This window comes from Paenibacillus sp. JJ1722 (assembly GCF_048282685.1).
In the GTDB taxonomy this organism is placed as follows: domain Bacteria; phylum Bacillota; class Bacilli; order Paenibacillales; family Paenibacillaceae; genus Paenibacillus; species Paenibacillus polymyxa_B.
Genome location: NZ_CP182500.1, coordinates 2014201 through 2034300, shown reverse-complemented (window position 1 = coordinate 2034300; position 20100 = coordinate 2014201). Strand labels below are relative to the sequence as shown.

Annotated in this window: 19 protein-coding genes; 7 read left to right on the top strand and 12 right to left on the bottom strand. The window is 46.1% G+C overall.

The genetic code is table 11. The features are described from left to right. Window positions 1-185 precede the first annotated feature (185 nt). Both ACM1ND_RS09200 and ACM1ND_RS09195 read right to left on the bottom strand, forming a co-directional pair. Window positions 186-1607, bottom strand: coding sequence for an MATE family efflux transporter (locus ACM1ND_RS09200; protein WP_081326383.1), 1422 nt, complete (start codon window positions 1605-1607; stop codon window positions 186-188). A 128-nt stretch (window positions 1608-1735) separates the two neighbouring features. Continuing rightward, window positions 1736-1933, bottom strand: a complete 198-nt coding sequence (locus tag ACM1ND_RS09195) for a cold shock domain-containing protein (RefSeq protein WP_013309706.1) — start codon at window positions 1931-1933, stop codon at window positions 1736-1738. Window positions 1934-2106: 173 nt separating this feature from the next. On the opposite strand from ACM1ND_RS09195, the gene ACM1ND_RS09190 reads away from it, so the two are divergent. From ACM1ND_RS09190 to ACM1ND_RS09165, 6 genes are all read left to right on the top strand, one after another. Further along, window positions 2107-2340, top strand: a complete 234-nt coding sequence (locus ACM1ND_RS09190) for a hypothetical protein (protein ID WP_013309704.1) — start codon at window positions 2107-2109, stop codon at window positions 2338-2340. 7 nt (window positions 2341-2347) lie between these two features. Beyond that, window positions 2348-2536 (top strand): hypothetical protein, encoded by a 189-nt coding sequence (locus ACM1ND_RS09185; RefSeq protein WP_025715827.1) that lies wholly within the window; start codon window positions 2348-2350, stop codon window positions 2534-2536. A gap of 199 nt (window positions 2537-2735) precedes the next feature. Continuing rightward, on the top strand, window positions 2736-4532 hold the full coding sequence (gene pepF, locus ACM1ND_RS09180) for an oligoendopeptidase F (protein ID WP_254347995.1): 1797 nt from the start codon (window positions 2736-2738) through the stop codon (window positions 4530-4532). Between the two features lie 56 nt (window positions 4533-4588). Beyond that, complete coding sequence (locus ACM1ND_RS09175; protein ID WP_254347983.1) at window positions 4589-5011, top strand: LapA family protein; 423 nt, start codon at window positions 4589-4591, stop codon at window positions 5009-5011. Window positions 5012-5024: 13 nt separating this feature from the next. Further along, entirely contained in the window at window positions 5025-6062 is a 1038-nt protein-coding gene (locus ACM1ND_RS09170; protein ID WP_254347981.1) for a M42 family metallopeptidase, read from the top strand. A gap of 73 nt (window positions 6063-6135) precedes the next feature. Next, window positions 6136-7035 carry a LysR substrate-binding domain-containing protein gene (locus tag ACM1ND_RS09165; RefSeq protein WP_023988007.1) on the top strand — a complete coding sequence of 300 codons (900 nt, stop codon included), beginning with the start codon at window positions 6136-6138 and terminating at the stop codon, window positions 7033-7035. Window positions 7036-7054: 19 nt separating this feature from the next. Here ACM1ND_RS09165 and ACM1ND_RS09160 read toward each other — a convergent pair whose 3' ends face one another. The 10 genes from ACM1ND_RS09160 to hemE form a co-directional block, all read right to left on the bottom strand. Next, entirely contained in the window at window positions 7055-8044 is a 990-nt protein-coding gene (locus ACM1ND_RS09160) for an aldo/keto reductase family protein (protein WP_023988006.1), read from the bottom strand. A gap of 153 nt (window positions 8045-8197) precedes the next feature. Beyond that, a complete protein-coding gene (locus tag ACM1ND_RS09155; protein ID WP_076264300.1) occupies window positions 8198-10147 on the bottom strand; it encodes an ABC-F family ATP-binding cassette domain-containing protein in 1950 nt (649 codons plus the stop codon). A gap of 121 nt (window positions 10148-10268) precedes the next feature. Beyond that, the gene (locus tag ACM1ND_RS09150; protein ID WP_023988004.1) at window positions 10269-10847 is read right to left on the bottom strand and encodes a TetR/AcrR family transcriptional regulator; all 579 of its coding nucleotides are present in this window, start codon (window positions 10845-10847) and stop codon (window positions 10269-10271) included. Between the two features lie 81 nt (window positions 10848-10928). Beyond that, complete coding sequence (locus ACM1ND_RS09145; RefSeq protein ID WP_023988003.1) at window positions 10929-11735, bottom strand: DUF92 domain-containing protein; 807 nt, start codon at window positions 11733-11735, stop codon at window positions 10929-10931. Window positions 11736-11947: 212 nt separating this feature from the next. Next, the gene (locus tag ACM1ND_RS09140; RefSeq protein WP_023988002.1) at window positions 11948-12571 is read right to left on the bottom strand and encodes a fumarylacetoacetate hydrolase family protein; all 624 of its coding nucleotides are present in this window, start codon (window positions 12569-12571) and stop codon (window positions 11948-11950) included. A 39-nt stretch (window positions 12572-12610) separates the two neighbouring features. Then, window positions 12611-13381 carry a glycerophosphodiester phosphodiesterase gene (locus tag ACM1ND_RS09135; RefSeq protein WP_023988001.1) on the bottom strand — a complete coding sequence of 257 codons (771 nt, stop codon included), beginning with the start codon at window positions 13379-13381 and terminating at the stop codon, window positions 12611-12613. Window positions 13382-13463: 82 nt separating this feature from the next. After that, window positions 13464-14942 (bottom strand): CapA family protein, encoded by a 1479-nt coding sequence (locus ACM1ND_RS09130; protein ID WP_418027610.1) that lies wholly within the window; start codon window positions 14940-14942, stop codon window positions 13464-13466. Between the two features lie 137 nt (window positions 14943-15079). Further along, window positions 15080-16525 (bottom strand): protoporphyrinogen oxidase, encoded by a 1446-nt coding sequence (hemY, locus tag ACM1ND_RS09125; RefSeq protein WP_028542838.1) that lies wholly within the window; start codon window positions 16523-16525, stop codon window positions 15080-15082. 7 nt (window positions 16526-16532) lie between these two features. Further along, window positions 16533-17474: a ferrochelatase gene (gene hemH / locus ACM1ND_RS09120; protein WP_028542839.1), complete on the bottom strand. Its 942-nt coding sequence runs from the start codon at window positions 17472-17474 to the stop codon at window positions 16533-16535. A 7-nt stretch (window positions 17475-17481) separates the two neighbouring features. Beyond that, on the bottom strand, window positions 17482-18552 hold the full coding sequence (hemE, locus tag ACM1ND_RS09115; RefSeq protein WP_023987997.1) for a uroporphyrinogen decarboxylase: 1071 nt from the start codon (window positions 18550-18552) through the stop codon (window positions 17482-17484). 233 nt (window positions 18553-18785) lie between these two features. Here hemE and ACM1ND_RS09110 point away from each other — a divergent pair, with 233 nt between their 5' ends. Then, window positions 18786-20006: an MFS transporter gene (locus ACM1ND_RS09110; RefSeq protein WP_279831210.1), complete on the top strand. Its 1221-nt coding sequence runs from the start codon at window positions 18786-18788 to the stop codon at window positions 20004-20006. The last annotated feature ends 94 nt before the right edge of the window (window positions 20007-20100 follow it).

Here is a 20100-nt window from a genome sequence, read left to right as displayed (position 1 = left end):
TAATATGTTCGTCCTTTTAGCACAAATGAACAACCTCACTTTTTTCTTTAAAATTCAAGAAAAATGAGCTATTCTCACAAAAAGACTTTATACCTGTAATGTTTTATTAGTCAAAAATAGGAGTTACACAAAATCTATCCTTATAAGACTTTAATCGCAAATAGTATAAATGGCCTACCGCCTACCTATCCCTTGTCCTCTGCTGGCTTCACCCCTTGGATTCCCTCTCCCATGCTTGCCTGCTTCCATTTCCCGAAAGCATAATAGAAAATGACTGCTACGGCAGAGATAGCAAAACCAACAGGAAAACTCCACCATACAGCATCTAGACCATACTCATCGACAAATGCATAGGCCAAAGGTATACGAATGCCCCATAATGAAATAATGGTAATTAAAAGCGGTATCATTACGGAACCCGTTGATCGAACAACACCTGTAATGACATTGGTAACACCGAATATAACAAAAGACCACAAAGTGATCAGATTAATCCGCATGCCCAATTCCAATGCACCCCCCGTAGAAGGAAGGAACATGAGCAAGGCCTGACGGTTAAACATGTAAATTAATACCACAGCTCCACCAGTCAACACAAAATTATACACAATCCCAATCCAGGTTGTCATGCGCACTCGATCCCAACGTCCGGCTCCGATATTTTGAGCGGCAAAGGAAGATACGGCTGCACCTAACGCCATTGCCGGCATCTGCACATAGCTGGACAAATTATTGGCTGCTGTATAAGCTGCTGCTGCCACTGTTCCGTAGCCATTAATCAGATTCATTAAAGCAATCGCGCTGGTGGAGACAGCAATCATTTGCAACCCCATCGGCACTCCCTTACGGATTAGGGTCCAAATAATCTTCCAATCAAATCTGAGTAAATGAAGCTCTGAAGAAGTAATGCGCAAAAAATATTTTACTCGATATAGGTAAATGAGGATCAACACAAAGCTAATCCCTTGAGCGATCAGGGTAGCAGTAGCGGAGCCTCCAATGCCCATAGCAGGAATCGGTCCCCATCCGAATATTAACAGCGGGTTAAGTAGTACATCTAGTACGACGGAAACAATTAGAAAATAAAATGGTGTTTTGGAATCTCCAGCGCCTCTCATTACGGTCATTATGTAGTTATAGCCGTACAAAAAGGGCATGCCCGCAAAAATAATACGCGTATATGTGATCGCCATATCCACTGATTCGGCAGGTGTATTGAGTACATGAAGAATCCAAGGCGCACTCAAAAATCCGATAATACCTATAGCAAAAGCAAGCACCAGAAAAAAGACTGCACTTGTACCTACTACACGCTTGGTTTCAGCTACGTCTCCTGCTCCAATATTTTGTCCGATCATAATAGTGGCAGCCATGGTGACGCCAAAAATCGAACTGATAAGAAAAAACATTATAATATTTCCATTGGAAGCGGCAGTCAATGCGGCTTCTCCCAGAAACTTTCCAACCCAGATCGAGTTGATCGTTCCATTCAGGGATTGCAGAATGTTTCCGAACAGCATCGGCAAAGAGAACATAAACAGCGTTTTAAGATGTCTTCTGCTTAGTTTTATTACGTATAATACCCTATTCCTGCTCAATCTTCTCATATCGTAAACGTATTTACGCAAAAAAGCGCAGTCCCTTAAATTTAAGGAACTGCGCTCTCAATTCATAGTTTAACCGTAATATATAAGACATCCGTAGAAACGGAACCATTCTTACAATTCAGTTACACTTACAGTTTGATTACGTTAGCTGCTTGGGGTCCACGGTTACCTTCAGTAATTTCGAATTCAACCGCTTGACCTTCTTCCAAAGTTTTAAAGCCGTCGCCTTGGATTGCGGAGAAATGTACGAATACGTCCTCGCCACCATCCATTTGAATGAAGCCATAACCTTTTTCTGCGTTAAACCATTTAACTGTACCTTTCAAGTGAACAACCTCCTAAAAATACCGCCATCTATGGCGAATATCCATATTATACTTCATGCTTTTTCACAATGCAATTGATGTTTTTCCTGGTTTTTCGGGCTGGAATGATTTGCTTTTGCGGCGGAAACTGCGGTATCATGAACCAAAACATCTATAAAATCGGAGACATGCATATGATGAAAAAACACGAAATATACAAAAAAGACAATTGGAACATGATGACTGTCGAGGTGCAGGGCCGTTACATCGTTCTACGGGAAATATCCGATGATTGGGGCGAGGAAGCCCACACGTTTTTAAGCCGTCCGGCGCTGATGCATTGGGCTCAAAATCGGTTTCCCAAGCAGTCCTTTCAAGATAATGAGGAAGAGTGGCAGCGGATCATGAACGCTTTCAAACAGGTCTAGCCTATTCATGGTGTCCAACAGCTATCTCATCTTCATTATTCTGGCCTTCACGCTGGGCGGAGTGCTGATCATGAAGCGTGATACGATACCGACTCCTCTCAAAAAGTGGATGGCCCTCACTGCTGTAATCATGGTTTGCCTTGCCTTTTATCTTATTGTATACAGCTTATTAAATATAGGTTCCAACCCACAGTAAGGAAAATTATACTTTCGGGCGTAAGAGGTCATACTATGGCATAACAAGCCATGGTATAAGGAGGATCTGCCGTTACATGCATCCTGTAAAACCTCTTGCCCTGCTGCTTACGGTAAGCGTGGCGGTTTCTTCGTTTTGGCATCCGTCCCTTACTGCCGCAGCCCTACCCCACATTACGTTCGATCAGAGGAGGCTCTCCATGAGTGAAATTGTAAAACGCGCTGATGCGCCAGTGGAAAATACATGGAAACTGGAAGATTTGTTTCCCAACCGCAAAGCATGGGATCAAGAATATGAAGAAGTCAAACAACTAGCCAAAAAGGCTGAACATTTCCAAGGCAAGCTCAATTCAGCAGAGTCGATTGGCAGCTGCTTTAAATTGGAAGATGAATTGTCGCTTAAAACCGAGCGTGTATATGTGTACGCACATCTGCATCATGATGAGGATACAGCTGAACCTACATACCAGGGTCTTTCGCAAAAAGCAAAAAAATTAGGCGTTGAGGTTAGCGAGTCTCTTTCTTTTGTGACGCCTGAAATTTTGGCACTGCCGGATCATCAGCTTGATGCCTTCATTGAAGATCCAAAGCTTGCAGATTATCGGTTTACACTTCAAGAAATGAAGCGGGAAAAAGCACATATTTTGGGGAAGACAGAAGAAGCGCTGCTCGCTCAGGTTGGCAATCTGGCTCAAGCCCCGCAAACGATTTTTGGCATGCTCAACAACGCTGATCTGAAGTTTCCAAAAATTAAGGATGAGAACGGCAAAGAGGTTGAGCTGACTCATGGCAGCTACATTCAATTCCTCGAAAGTCCGCACCGCGAAGTACGCGAACGTGCTTTTAAAGCGGTATATGACACATATGCCAAAAATAAAAATACAATTGCTTCTACACTAAGTGCCAATGTAAACAAGAATATTTTTTATTCTCGTGTTCGCAAATACCCTTCTGTACTGGAAATGTCACTGTACGGTGACAATATTCCGAAGGAAGTGTACACGAATCTCATTGACACCATTCATGAAAGCTTACCCCTGCTCCATCGTTACATCAAACTGCGTAAAAAGTTGTTAGGTGTGGATGAGCTCCATATGTATGATTTGTTCGCTCCGCTTGTGGACGAATACAAGATGGACATTACGTATGAAGACGCCAAAACGCAAACAAAAGAAGGCCTTAAGCCACTGGGCGAGGACTATCTCGCTTCGCTGCAAAAAGGCTATGATGAGCGCTGGATCGATGTATACGAAAACGAAAACAAACGTACTGGTGCATACAGTTGGGGAGCTTATGGTACCCACCCATATGTGCTGCTGAATCATAAAGACAACCTGAACAGCATGTTCACACTTGCTCATGAAATGGGGCATGCGTTGCATTCGTACTATTCAGACAACGCATTGAAGTATAGAGATGCACAGTACACCATTTTCCTGGCTGAAGTGGCATCCACAACCAATGAAGCGTTGCTAATGGACTACTTGCTGAACAAATCAACCGATCCGAAAGAGAAAATGTACCTTCTCACCTACTATGCAGATCAATTCCGCACAACGGTATTCCGTCAAACCATGTTTGCGGAATTTGAGAAAATTGTACATGAACGCGCTGAACAGGGGGAATCCCTTACACCGCAGCTTTTATCGGAGATTTACTATGATCTGAATGTGAAATATCACGGGCCTGGCATGAAGGTAGACAAAGACATTGAAATGGAATGGGCACGGATCCCTCATTTTTATAACAGTTTTTATGTCTACAAATATGCTACTGGCTTCTCGGCAGCAACTAGTTTCTCGAAACAGATTCTGGAAGAAGGCCAACCAGCCGTTGACCGTTACTTGGGCTTCTTAAAGAGCGGTGGCAGTGATTATTCAATTAATATTTTGAAAAAAGCTGGCGTTGACATGTCCTCTCCGCAGCCGATCCGCGAAGCGATGAGCGTATTCGAAGAAGTCATTACAGAAATGGAAAAGCTAACTGAAGGAAAGTAAAACCGTGCGCACTTAAAATCCAGCATTGAAATGATGCACGGATAAATCCCTTGTCCATGGCGGGCAAGGGATTTTATAATGTAACGGGAGGAGGTGGCATTTTGAAAACACAATGGTCTTTGATCGCAGCTCTTGTTATTGCTCTGTTAACAGCTGTATTTGCTGTTATTAATGTGAATTCGGTTCAAGTGAACTTTCTATTCAGTATGGTTAGCATTCCTTTGATTCTGCTTATTCTTGGTTGCACTCTTCTAGGTGGACTTATTGTCGGTTCTTTCGGTATTTTCCGCCAATATAGGCTTCAGAGAGAGATTAAACGTCTGACTACTCAGCTTCATACATTACAAGAAGAGCACACATCCACGGTGGAAGCAAACGCGGATGTGACCTATGACACGACTGGGTCTTCCAGCACAGGGTCTACTTTCGACCAAGATATAGAGCAACCGTCCTCTAACCCTGATCGGTTGTCCAAATGAGGAGGAGCAACAAATGACGATTCAATTCAATGAAGATTATATGATGAACTTTTTAAATCAGCTACTGAACACGCCCAGTCCCAGTGGGTACACACACCATGTGATGGAGCTGATTCATAAGGAAGCTGAGAGCCTCGGGGTACCCATCGAATGGAATGCAAAAGGCGGTGCCATCTTGACTCTGGAAGGTCAGGAAACGGACCGTACGGTGGCGCTGAGCGCACATGTGGATACATTGGGCGCGATGGTACGTTCGATTACAGCACAAGGCACCCTACGTCTGACATCCGTCGGCGGTTTCATGATGAACAGCATTGAGAACGAATACTGCCTTATTCATACCCGAAGCGGACAAACGTATACGGGTACTATTCTGTCCAGCCATCCATCCGTGCACGTCTATGATGATGCACGAAGCTTTGAGCGCAAGGAGAGCCACATGGAGGTTCGGATTGACGAGCTTGTTGAGTCAAAAGAAGACGTGCTTCAGCTCGGTATTGCGGTGGGCGATTTTATTTCGTTCGATGCGCGTCCAGTCGTAACACCGAGTGGATTTATCAAGTCACGGCATCTGGATGATAAAGCTAGTGTAGCTGCACTGTTTGGTCTACTGGAATCTGCTGTACATGGAAACTGGAAGCCTCGACATACCGTTAAATTGCTCATTTCTAACTATGAGGAAGTGGGGCACGGAGCGGCTTACATACCTGAAGGAATCAGTGAGATGATAGCTGTCGATATGGGCTGTATGGGTGAAGATCTGAGCTGCAAGGAAACGGATGTTTCTATCTGTGCCAAAGATTCCTCCGGGCCTTACGACTATAATATGACGACCCGTCTGATTGAGCTGGCCAAAGAGCTGAATATTCCGTATGCGGTAGATATTTATCCGCACTACGGTTCGGACGCTTCGGCTGCACTAAGAGCAGGTAATAACATCCGTGCTGCTTTGATCGGCCCTGGCGTACACGCCTCCCATGCAATGGAGCGCACGCACAAGCAGGCCGTGGTGAACACTGCACGTCTGCTTGCAGCTTATGTGACAGTTTAATTCGAACGATAAAAACCGACCTGTTCCACTGGAGAATAGGTCGGTGAAGGCTTAGTGAAAGGAAATCACAGCTATGGATCTGAAAAAACTACGTTACTTTATCGCAGTAGCGGAAGAACTGCATTTTAACCGTGCTGCGAAAAAACTGAATATCACCCAACCTCCCTTGAGCCAACAAATTCAAAGCCTTGAAGAAGAGCTTGGTGTGAAGCTTTTGGAACGAACCAAAAGACAAGTTCGACTTACGTCAGCAGGAGCGATATTTTTAGAAGAATCCAGAAATATGGTTGCTCAATTGGAAAGATCTATTAAGATCACACAGCTTGCAAGTCAGGGGAAATTCGGACAATTATCCATCGCTTTTGTAGATTCAGCCTCTGGCAGTCTGATGGTTAATGCCTTGAAGAAATTCCGAGAGCGCTTCCCAGATGTGAAGCTTACGTTATTTGAAATGACATCTGCCCAACAACTAAAAGCCATACACGATGGCAAAGTTCATGTGGGCTTCCTGCGCAGTGCAGATCCATCTATACATATCACTTCTCGTCTTTACACCAACGAATCACTCATGGCCGTTCTTCCTCAGACACATCCGTTAGCCCACCATTCAACCTTGACTTTACGTTCTTTAGCGGACGAATCTTTTATCCTGTCTCCGCCTCATATGGGAGCTTCTTTTCATAATCTCATACTCGACTTTTGCGGACAACATGGATTTCAGCCTCAAATCGTACAGGAAGCCGTTCAAATGTATACGATCGTTAACTTGGTAGCGGCGGGTATAGGTATCTCCATTGTCCCCTCTTCCGTATCTGTCTTTCAACGCAGTGATGTCGTATTTCGTTCATTTCAAGAAGAGTCTCCGTCCATCCCACTTTATGCTGCATGGAAAACAGGTGCACATGAAACTGTTCTGACTCATTTTCTGGAAGTGGTTGAAGAAACAGCTTGTAACGAAGAGTTAGACATGTAAATCTCCTTGATCGTATATCTTAACCTGTTTTTCTCGGATCACGTTCAACAATACCATTTAAAACGCTATCCAATTGTCTCATGACCTGCCCATCTAGACGGACACCCGCAGCTTTTACGTTCTCTTTAACCTGCTCGGGCTTGGAAGCACCGATAATAGCTGAGGACACTTGCGGGTTTTGTAAAACCCATGCGACTGCAAGCTGGGGCAGCGTCAGTCCGCATTCTTCTGCAATCGGCTGAATTTTCTTTACTGCCAAAAGGACTTCTTTACGTAACCATTGTCCAGCCAAACGTTCGAAAAATGGTGACCCTGCTGTCGTAGAAGCTCGTGAACCCTCGGGTAACGGCTTGTCTGCTGTATATTTACCAGAAAGGATACCTTGTGCCAGAGGTGACCAAACCACCTGCCCAATCCCTTCCTGCTCACAAGCGGGAATCACTTCAGCTTCAATGACACGCCACAGCATGGAATATTGGGGCTGACTTGCCACGAAAGGGACCTTTAATTCCCTAGCCAGAGCAGCTCCTTGCTTTATCTGCTCTGCTGTCCACTCGCTTACTCCTACATACAAAACCTTCCCTTGCCGCACCAAGTCGGATAAGGCCAAAAAAGTTTCTTCAAGCGATACGGTTGGATCAAAACGGTGTGCATAATATACATCAATATAATCCGTTTGTAGGCGTCGAAGAGAAGCATGGCAGGCCTCCATGATATGTTTACGAGACAGCCCTTTATCATTCTGTCCGGTACCTGTGGGATGAAAAACCTTAGTACATAATTCAATACTTTCACGGCGTATTCCCTTTAAAGAATGACCCAAAACCGTTTCCGCAAGGGTATCCGAATACACATCAGCGGTATCAAACGTGGTAATCCCTGAGTCTAGTGCAGCCTTTACACAGGCTTGCGCTATGGTATCATCCACTTGGGCACCGTGGGTGATCCAGTTCCCCAATGCAATCTCACTTACCATCAAACCACTTTTTCCAAGTTTACGATATTCCATTTTCAATTCCTCCCCTCCATCTGCAATCCATTATACCCACTGTAATTTAATATTAGAAATATATAATTCACTCGCTTTTAATATGAAAAACGTATTAATAATTCGATAAAAAAAGCAAGCCCCCACTCTGAATGGTGACTTGCTTCTGTATTTTTAAGATTTACTTTGTTCAATCTGCTCGGCTAGCTCATTCAGGTAGGTCCAGCGTTCCATTTGGTGCTCCAGATGCTGTTCGGCCTTTGCTTGCTCAGCCATGAGCTCCTGTAGTCGTGCTGAATCACTGAAAGACTCTTCCATCTGCCGCTGAATGTCGGCCAACTTCTGTTCGGCTTGTTCAATCAGCTCATCAATTTGCTCATATTCCCGCTGTTCCTTGAAGGTGAATTTAAGCTTGGTTTTACTTGTCTCCTTGACTGAATCGGAAGGACCCGCAGACTTAGGCGCGGAAGAGCGATTCGAGGAAACCGTACTCGTCGAGACAGACGTATTCACAGAAGATTGAGCATTTTTACTGATCCATTCTGCATACTCGCTATAGTCGCCTACATGTACACGTACCTGTCCGTCCCCTTCAAACGCCAGTATTTTGTCCACTGTCCGATCCAGGAAATAGCGATCATGAGAAACAATAAACACCACGCCCGGGAATTCATCCAGATAGTCTTCCAAAACGGAAAGGGTTTGGATATCCAGATCATTTGTTGGTTCATCCAGCAATAGCACATTCGGTGCCGACATCAGAACACGAAGCAGATACAAGCGCCGTTTTTCGCCCCCGGACAGCCTGGAAATAACCGTCCATTGCGCGCTTGGTGCAAACAGGAAACGCTCCAGCATTTGTGCTGCTGTAATCGTCGAACCGTCTGCTGTACGAATCACTTCGGCTTCTTCCTTAATATATTCAATAACACGTAATGATTCGTTCATTTCCTGATGTTCCTGAGTAAAATAGCCTATCTTCACCGTCGGTCCCAGCACAACGCTGCCGGAATCGGGTTCTACACGCTGTGCAATCATTTGGAGCAGGGTGGATTTCCCACTACCGTTAGGACCTAGGATACCAACACGATCACCAGGAACCGCAATGTAGCTCAAATCCTGTATCAGCTTACGGGAATCTACCGATTTGGACAGATGCTCGATCTCCAATATTTTTTTACCCAGACGTGTGGAGGCGACAGACATATCTACAGATCCAGAACGAGCTTCCGGTTGCTGATCCCTAAGCTGCTCATATCGATCAATACGCGCTTTCTGCTTGGTGGAACGAGCCTTTGCTCCACGACGAATCCAGGCCAGCTCATTACGCAGCAAGTTCTTCCTTTTTTGTTCCGTAGACGCTTCCCGCTCCTCACGTTCTGCCTTCAGCTCCAGAAAACGGGTATAGTTAGCCTCATAACGGAAAAGGCGGCCATGATCCAGCTCCAACATGACATTTGCAACTCTATCCAGAAAATAGCGATCATGCGTGATCATTAACAACGCACCACGTCTTTTTTGCAAATACTGCTCCAACCATTCAACAGACTCATTATCAATATGGTTTGTAGGCTCGTCCAGAATGAGCAACTCGCAGGGTTGGATCAAAGCCGCCGCCAAAGCCACCCGCTTACGCTGCCCGCCGGATAGAACACCCATACGAGACTCAAACTGGGTGATCCCCAGTCGGGTAAGTATATTTTTGGCCTCACTCTCCAGCTGCCATGCCTGGAACGTATCCATTTGCTGACTTGCTCGCAATAGACGATTTTGAAGCTCCTCGCTACCCGGATTTAATTCCAACAACTCCATGATTTCCGTATATTCACGGACCGCCTTCATCTCAGGCTGGTTGCCATGAAAAATATGCTGGAGCACCTTCATTTCGGGATCAAACTCCGGATTTTGTGCTAGATACTGAATTCGCACATCGTTGTTCACTGCAATATTGCCATCATCTGGCGGCTCTAAGCCGGAAATTACACGTAAAAACGTTGATTTGCCGGTACCATTTACACCGACGACCCCTATTTTGTCACGTTCATCCATACCAAAGGAAGCATCCTCAAACAACATTTTCTCGCCATAGCTTTTCGTTATATGTTCAACGGTCATAATATTCATACGGATTCCCTACTCTTCCCCTATTTTGTGATGCATCCTGTTTATTTTAACACAGACACAGCCAATGATTAAAAAAACCGTTACCTGAACGAAGTCAGTACGGTTTTTTAGCAACAAGATGTCAGGATTTTTGTACCCCGGCTTTACAGCCATGCATAAATAAGTTCGCCGCTAATTCAGCCGTCTGATCTACGTCACATTCGCGGAAATCTTTATTCAATAAAATATCCATTTTTAGGCGTTCCAACATACCAATGAATGCCTTCGCATGAAACTCAGACTGCTGTACACCCTCTGACGCCAGTTTATTTTTGACCAAATCAGTATAGTCCTGGATAAATCCCCACATAAACTCCATTAGGTCGGGGTCACTGTTGGGGGTCATAAAAAATAATTTAGTATGCTGCTTGCGCTTGAAATAGTAGTGCAGATGCAAATTTGCCATCCGCAGCAGTCCTTCTCCCAAAGTACGATTGATTAATGCGCCTTGCATTTCGGCTAGGTATTGCTCGCAATCTCTACGTGTGACTGCTGTAAATAGCTGCTCTTTGCTTTTAAAGTACAAGTATACTGTGCCTTTGGCAACTCCCGCTTGTTCTGCAATCTCGGAAATTTTGCTTTCATAGAAGCCTTTGGTGCCAAAGACGGCGTAAGCTGCGTCCAAAATAGCTTCATATTTATCTCCGTGGATATCGCCCATCTTAGCACCTCCTTATACAAGGATTGAACACGGTTAATTCTTATAACAGTTAATTCCTTGTAACGATCTCCAGCCCTGTGTTCAGAGTATAAAAAAAATACCTGCAAGAGCGACCAATCCTCCGAAAATAGAACTAATGCTATTCACCCGATCATTGCTCATCCAACGCCAGCCTCGTACATAGACCGTCGTTTGTCCACAATGTGAGTCTACTTCTACTTCTCGTCCGCAAACCGTGCAGGAACGCATCATTTGCACTGTAGCACCTAGATAGGAATCAGCAAAGGCTCCCGCGCTACCGGATATACCTCCAACCAGTGCCCACAGCCATAACGGCAAGCTCGGCGTTCCTATGGCGTGTCCAAAGCCCCATGCACCTATGCCGATCAGTACACCCCCAGCCAAGGCCGCAGCCGTTCCCAATACAGATACTCCACCTGAGGTTCCGGGTGCCAGCACCTTCCCGTTAAGCACCGAACGGGGTGGCCTACGACTCAGGCTGCCAAATTCCGTTGCCCACGTATCGGATGTGACCGTAGCCATGACACCGACAAAAGCCAGCTGCCACGTAACATGGGGCCATATCGCATAGCCCAGGCATAACAGCATACCTAATCCCCCATTGGCCCATACTTGGCCTGCATCCCGGTTTCCAGTTTTGGCATACGATTTTTCCAGCTCAGCCTTGCGCTCCTTTTTGAACCTCGACAGGAGGGTCGACGTGATAAAGAACAAGAGCAATGTGCCGAACCAGAACAGGTTACCCGCCCCATAATATACGGTTCCCATCAGTACAGCCGCGGCAAAGCCTGATAAGGTTAAGGATTTTTTATAAAATGCAGCTCCCGCCACCACAGCAGCACAAAGCAATCCGATGATCCAGTCCATGATATACCCCCGCTTTTGAAATGAATCTCCGTTTTTCTTTTTTCGTTCTGTATATTATTGTACAATGCTCTACACTTATATAAAAGCCGTGTCCCATGCTTTGGCACAGGACACGGCCTTCACAATGCTTATCTACGGGAATCGCTCTTTACTTCCCAACTACCAAGAACATTCCCTTTTTTAATCCTCATCCATGAATGCCGTTCACAAATTTATGCAATGGTGAAGCTTCCCTGACGATCACTCCCCCACAAAAGCTCAAAGCGATCCCCGCTTGCTGTAGGCCCTACTCCTGCTGGGGTACCTGTAAAAATAATATCTCCTTCACCCAGCCCATAATGAGTAGCTATGTATTCAACGATATGCTGGATAGAAAAAATCATATCTTTAACATGTCCACGCTGGACTTCCTGTCCATTTTTGAGCAAGGAAAAATCCTGCTGCTCCAGCATGTCCAATTTTTCTAAAGGCAGGAATCGTGTCACAGGAGCAGACGATTTGAAGCCTTTGGCGGCGGTCCATGGATGGCCTTTTTTCTTGAGGATACTTTGTACATCACGCAGGGTAAAATCAATGCCGAATGCAAATGCGTTCAGACACGTATCTGCAGACATGCCTGGTTCGTATTTACGTCCTACAGCCACGACCAGCTCAGTCTCAAAATGAATATCTCCCTGCCCCTGGGGAAGCTCCAGCGTGGCGCCATCCAGCGGCACGACTGCATGAGACGGCTTCAAAAAAATCATCGGTTCTGCGGGAACCTCATTACCCAGCTCCTCCGCATGCAGCTTATAATTGCGTCCGACACAATAAACATTACGAATTTCCACGTTCATCACGATCCGTCACCCTTCCCGCGTATGTAGTTCAATTGATTAACGAATAAGTTTACGTATATAGTGCCACATCCGGTGCTTGGAAAGCAAAAAAACCTGCTCCCAGCGATCCGGCCAATTGGTGCAAATCATCAATTCAGGATGCATTGAGGACAATCTCCGCATTATACGGCGGTCATCCACCGTCCACGCCATGACAGCAATACCGCGTCCGGTGAGATCTTTCATCAGGTTTCGATCCAAACGCGGATAGCCTATGGATAAAAAAGTGCAATGTAGCTGCTCCAGTTGCGTTGCCAAATCATCTGGGCGCGCATCGATAATCAATCCGGTACGGATCTCAGGAGACAGCTCCTTAGCCCGGCGTAATGCGGCACGCTCAAAAGAGGTTAATACCACCTCTCCCTCCATCCCTCTCATCACAATTTCCCGGAGTACGGCTTTCTCCAGTCCCGGATACATATCTCCCGCTGTTTTAAGCTCAATATTGAGTGATACGCGGCCACGACATAAATCCAGTACCTGTGCGAGGGAAGGGATTATTTCTCCACGGTATTCTGCACTTTTCCAGCTACCAGCATCAAGTTGTTGCAATGCTTTCCAGTCTGAATCCTTTACTTTCCCTATACCATTCGTCGTGCGCTCCAGCGTAAAATCATGAATTACCACCGGAACACCGTCCTTTGACAGCTGTACATCCAGCTCAACCCAGTGTACAAACGGCTGCTCCAATGCAAGCTTAAAGGCTGCCATCGTGTTCTCGGGAGCAATACCCGAAAAACCGCGGTGAGCCACGCACAAATGATTCATCTTATTATGACCTCCATCCATAAAGGAGTCCCTCATAGGATCGTTCCGTCAATTCCCATATAAAAAATTTCTTTTCGAACTTCTATTGAGCGCTTACTTTACCATCCGTCCCTATCGAAACATTTCCTGGTGACAGTGCCGCCACTCTCTGCAAAATTTTACTGGCCTCCGTATCCTTCAATGGAATCGGTTGACCTAGCTCCGCCCGGTAAGGGGTCAGCTTCATTTCGCAAGCCCCTTTTCGGGTGCAGGTTGCCTGAAATATGGCTGTATCCCAAGTGGCTGGCACCGTTGATTTAGAAAAAATAAAATTGCCTGTGCTGTATGCGATCCATTTACCTTTATATTGCTCCATCCCTTGAAGCACATGTGGATGACCACCAATGACAAGATCAGCTCCAGCATCAATAAAAGCATGCGATAACTCGGTCTGATGGGGCTCAAGTGCAGTAGCGCGCTCCTTCCCCCAATGGGCAATGACAATCACCAGATCGGCCTGCATTCGTGCCTCACGGATGGACTTTACGATAGCGGACGAATCATAGGCTCCTGCTACACCGGGCAGTTTGGCGCCCGCATTCCAGTTGGCTTCAGGCATGACACGTGTAGTCCCCAACAACGCAATTTTGATCCCTTTACGTTCAAAATAATGCGGCGCATACGCTTCTTTTGCATTACGTCCGGCTCCAGCATGGGCTATACCTTTTTCATCCAGATACTTCAGTGTATCCAGTAATCCGCCTGTGCCCTGATCCAAAATGTGATTGTTGGCCAAATTGACAGCATCTATCCCTGCCGCAGCCAACGCAGTTAACGCCTTGGGCGAAGATTTATACACATACGTTTTATTTAACGCACCCACACCATTCGTTGTCACGGGCGTTTCCAGATTGGCAATCGTCAGATCGTCTTTATGAAACAAGTTTCCGAGATATTGATACGGAAACTCAAACCCATTCTGTTCCAATCGCTGCTCAACTTTACCGGAAAATTGCACATCCCCTACAAAGTGAAGCGTGACTGTCGGAGAATCTGCACCGTCTGTTTTGGATCTTTTTACATCCTCCGTTCCTCCCTTATCCGCGGATGGATTACCGTCGTATTCCTTATTGGACGTATCGTTCCCTGCTTGCCCGTCTTTCCCCGAGGATAATTTTGCTCCTGAAGAGCTGCCTTCGGGAGCATTTGTGTCAGACGTTGTCGCGGGACGATGGCTTGTGTCTGAAGCAGCAGATTGCTTCGTTTCATCGTCAGCAAATTGCTTATCTGCATGGGAGCCTTCGTCCAGCTGTTTATTTGACAAGTCTGTAACATTTTCACTGACCGAGGGAGTAGACCGCTCTTCACTAGCAGATTCCGTTTGGATTTTCTTCTCCGTTTGCGAATACCCGGCATTTTCCGCAAGAGAGGCACTGTTGTCGTGTTCAAATATGTAATAATAACCGAAAAGACCTACGATCATAAGCAGCAGGACCAGATTCGTAATAATCCAAGCCTTGCCTATTTTTGGTTTTCTTGCTTTCTTGCGACCTTCATTTCTCTGTGATCTGGGAGGGTACATTCTTCACTCCTTCTATGCTATTGCATATGCATAACTTCTTTATTAGCTGGCGAATTTTACACCTTCTCCATTATATATCAAATTTCAATATAAATAGAACCCCTCGCCTGGATCGCGAAGGGTTCATCATTGAACATTTACACCTGTACCTGGACCGCTTCCTGCTGTGTCGTTTGGACGGCATGGGAGGCCCATTCCTTAGCCTGACGGATGCAATCCGGTAAACCAATCGCATCATAGCCAGCACCCAACACATACACTCCCGGCATGGCAGTGCGTAACTCTTCCCGCAAATCAGCTATAGCCTGCGGATGCCCTACCGGATATTGCGGCATGGAATTGCGAAGACGTGTAATTTCCGTGAACAGCGGAGTTGCTGTAACTCCCATCATCTCTTTCAAATCCTTACGTACCAGTGCAATCAGCTCATCATCCGGTAACTCTACAGTGTCTTCAGCTCCTGCTCGCCCTACATAACAGCGCAACAGCACCTTATCATCCGGGCTAGTATGTAGCCACTTGGCAGACGTCCATGTGCAAGCGGTCACGCTGCGTCCTTCTTTGCGAGGGACCAGAAAACCAGAACCGTCAAAGACATTCTCAATATCATTTTTATCGAAGGCCATGACCACGTTTGCTACGGAGACATAATTAACGGCTTCCAGTGCAGCCACATTGACATGATCTCGCAATAGCGGCGCAGCAGCAAAGTTGGGAGTCGTTACAAAAATATCATCCGCCTCCAGCGTCTCTCCATTATCCAGCATAACGCGATATGGGCTGTCTCCACTTTCCGTGGTCTTTGTGAATTCTGTAACAGCCATTCCGGTGCGTAAATCACAGTCATACAAATCATTCAGCAACGCATGCACCAAACTTTGCAAGCCTTGACGGAAGGTCAAAAAGGCGCTTTTTTTCGTACCTGTATGTGTTTCAGCTGGTTTTCGGCCTGTCATCATCCCGTGAATGAGGCTTCCGTACTGCTGCTCTACCTCAGCAAATTGTGGGAAGGTCGCCTGCAAACTTAGCGTCTTCATGTTGGCAGCATAAATCCCCGCCAGCAGTGGCTCGGTTACATTTTCCAGCACTTCTTTGCCCAGTCGGCGTTCAATAAAATCACCCAACGCCTCATCTCCCGGTACACGGCGAGGCGGAATGACAAAATCCATCATAGCCCGCATTTTCCCGCCTAGAGAGATCAAGCCGCTGCGCAAAAAAGGTTTCAGCTCTGTTGGAATCCCCAGCACCAGCCCAGGAGGCATCGGATGAAGCTGTCCTTCATGCAAAATGTATGTCTTTTTAGCCTCAGGATTTGTGCTCACCAGTTCATGATCCAACTCCAGCTCTTTTGCCAGGTCTATCATGGCCGTTTTACGGGCCAGAAAGGAATCTGGCCCCTTTTCAATTACAAAACCATCTTTATGCAGCGTTTCAATTTTCCCGCCCAGCACGGAAGCTTTCTCCACCAACGTAATTCGAGGTGTATAGCCAGCTTCTTTGTACATTTTTCGTGTATAAAAAGCAGTGCTAAGCCCGGTCAAGCCTCCGCCTACAATCACAATATTACGTAACTTTTGCTCCATTATGTCCTCATCCCTTTTTCCATTGGTCTATGATGACATCACTAAGCGTCTCCATATACAGTGGATCACTGTTGAGTGAATCAATACGCTGAAAACGCATATCCAATTCCTTCGCTAACGCCTGTGCTTCAATATCCAGATCGTATAACACCTCTAAGTGATCAGAAACAAAGCCAACTGGCGCAGCCAGCACATACTCCACTTGCTCCTCTTTAAGACTGTGCATGGTATCCAAAATGTCTGGCCCCAGCCATGGCTCTGCTGTACGACCGGCGCTTTGCCACGTAAACTGCCAGTTGGTAATTCCCGCCTTGTCCGCAACAGCCTGCGATGTAGCCATTAATTGCTCAACATAAGGATCACCCATAGCCAAAATCCGTTCAGGCAAGCTGTGCGCACTAAACAGAACACGAACCTCATCCCGCTTGGCTCCAGCTTCTTCAAAAAGCGCCAGTTTGGCGTTTACACGCTCAGTCAGCGTCTTAATCAGCTTTGGATGAAGATAATAGCTCTCCACAAATGATATGGCTAGATCCAGTTCCTGTGCCTTAGCCTGTGCGCGCTTAATATAAGTGCCTACACTCATAACGGAATAGTGAGGAGCCAGCACGACACCCACCGCTGTACGAATGCCATCATGCACCATAGCTTCCACACCGTCTTCAATAAACGGTTTGGCATGTTTGAGTCCCTGATAACAGACAAATTCAATGTCCGGGTTGCGGTTTTCCCGATTTAAGGTTTCCTGCAAGTTTTGAACCTGCCGATCCGTGTTCTGCCGCAGCGGAAACACACCGCCTACAATAGCTTCATAACGATCCTTTAATTCTTTTAACTGCTCCGGCGAGGGAGCATTGCCGCGACGAATATGTGTATAATAGGCTTCCACCTGATCCAGACTCTCCGGCGTCCCGTAGGACATGACCAGTACACCCACTTTTGTTTTCATTAACAGATCACCTCTTAACATTTCTAATGTATTCATTTTTTGACAAAACCGAGCGGGAATACTCATGTACATAATTAGTAAGCTCTCTTAGCTTATCTAGCGAGGCCTCAGGAAATAAACCATGACCGAGATTGAAAATGTAACCCGGCTCCAAAATGCCTTCATCTACAATGGTTTTCGCATACTGCTTGATAACATCGATTGGCGCAGTAAGCACATAAGGATCCAGGTTTCCCTGTACACCAAAACCGTTCCCCAAGCGACGACGTCCTTCAGGTATACTTACCCGCCAGTCCAGTCCAATCACATCGGCTTTTAACCCATTCAAGTGTGGGAGCAATTCACCAGAGCTTACGCCCGGAAAATAAATTTTAGGTACATCCAGATCAGATAGTTCATGGAAAATACGTGTGATAGTCGGCAGCACAAAAGTTTGAAAATCATAAGGCGAGAGCGCACCTACCCAGCTATCAAACAATTGAAAAGCCTTACCGCCATTAGCGATATGGGCTCGCACGTATGTAATAACCATGTCTCCTAGCTTATCCATCAGGCGATGCCACAGCTCAGGCTCTCCATACATCATCGCTTTGGTGCGAATATATCCTTTCGAAGGCCTTCCTTCTATTAAATAGCTTGCAATGGTAAAAGGCGCTCCAGCGAACGTAATCAATGGCACGTTCAGTTCACGGTCCAAAATACGAATCGTTTCCAAAATATGACCCAAATCGCGTTCCACATCAATTGGACGCAACTTATCTACGTCTGCAGCTGACCGGATCGGATTATCAATAACCGGGCCAATATTTTTGACAATATCAAAATCAACCCCTAGAGAGGCTACCGGATTCATAATATCAGAATATAAAATTGCAGCGTCCACCCCAAGCTTGCGCACGGGCATCAAGGTCACTTCTGCGGCCAACTCGGGCTGGCGGCATATTTCAAGCAACGTATATTTTTCTTTAATTTTGCGATACTCAGGGTCATACCTTCCGGCCTGCCGCATGTACCATACGGGAATATGATCCACAGCTTGCTTGCGGCAAGCGCGGATAAAAGTATCATTGTAGGTCATGACTTCAGCCTCCAGTTCGAATCATAAATACTATATTTTATTATGCCCTTTTTCAAGAGTCGTAACAACCGCAGCTCTCGAACAAACCATGACAAACCCATGACATTTGGATAAAGTTTCAATGAAGTGTGCTATACTAGAGAAATGGCTTTTTTAAAGCTCCGGAGAAGTTATGCTTTGATAAGTAGGATTTACAACAGGATGAGAATGGGCAGAAAGGAAGTGAAAGCACATTGAAAACGTGGGAGACGTGGAAAATCAATCTCATTGTGCTTTGGTTCGGTCAGTTTCTGGTCAATGCGGGTATCACGATGATTACTCCGTTCCTCGCCCTGTATCTGGCTCAGGACCTTCATGTGAAGGGAGAGCACGATATTGGTCTATGGGCCGGAGTTATTTTTGCCGCTAACTTTTTGACCTCATTTATGTTCCAGCCTTTGTGGGGCAAGCTGGCTGACCGATATGGACGTAAAGTCATGCTGCTTCGCTCAGGCTTTGGTATGGCTTTGGTCATCGGATGTATGGGTTTGGTCACCCACCCGTGGCAACTGCTGGCGCTTCGCCTGCTGAACGGTACGATTTCGGGTTTCAATCCGGCATCGATTTCCCTAGTGTCGGGTACCACTCCCAAAGAGCGAACCGGATTCGCTATGGGGATTATGCAATCCGGTCAGATGGCTGGCACGATTCTCGGCCCTCTGCTAGGCGGATTTTTGGCTGACTGGGTCGGATTCAGACCGATCTTTTATATTACAGGCGCTCTAATTTTTATAGCCTCGCTCATCGCAATGTTTCTGGTTAAAGAAAATTTCAGCAAAACGGAAGCCGCACGTATACCGCAAATTTCGGTTCTTGCCGGATTAAAGGAGCTAAGCCATACGCCCCAGCTTCCGGCTTTGTTCACCGTAACGTTTCTACTCCAGTTTGCCATGATCAGTACGGTATCTCTGCTGCCGTTATATGTGCAAAAGCTGTATGGGTCGGCAGAAGGAATTGCGTTAATTGCCGGGTTCGTTACGGCTACTACAGGCGTATCCAATATGGTTGCTGCACCGCTCCTTGGAAGATTGAGTGACAAGATAGGAGCGCACAAGATCTTGACCATTGCACTGCTCGGAACGGCGGTTATGCTCATTCCGCAGGCTTTTGTCAATGAAGTATGGCAACTTGTCATTATCCGTTTTTTCATGGGTGTATTTATGGGCGGTCTGCTACCAAGCGTAAATGCGTTGATTCGCACGTATACACCGGAAGGAATGGAAAGCCGTTCTTTCGGCTTCAATACCAGTTCGCTAGCGCTCGGAAATATGCTGGGTGCTGTCATTGGCGGGGTGCTATCCGGGTTTATTGGCATCGAAGGACTGTTTATCATGTCAGGTGTCCTGTTAATCGTCAACATATTCTGGGTACGCATGAAGCTTTTTGATCGTAAGGCTACGCCTGATTTCAGGTAAGATAACCTTCGGGTAAGACAAGCCTGCCTTAACAGACAAGAACCACCTTGTTCACGCTGCCGTGGACAAGGTGGTTCTTTCTTTATATGTGGCT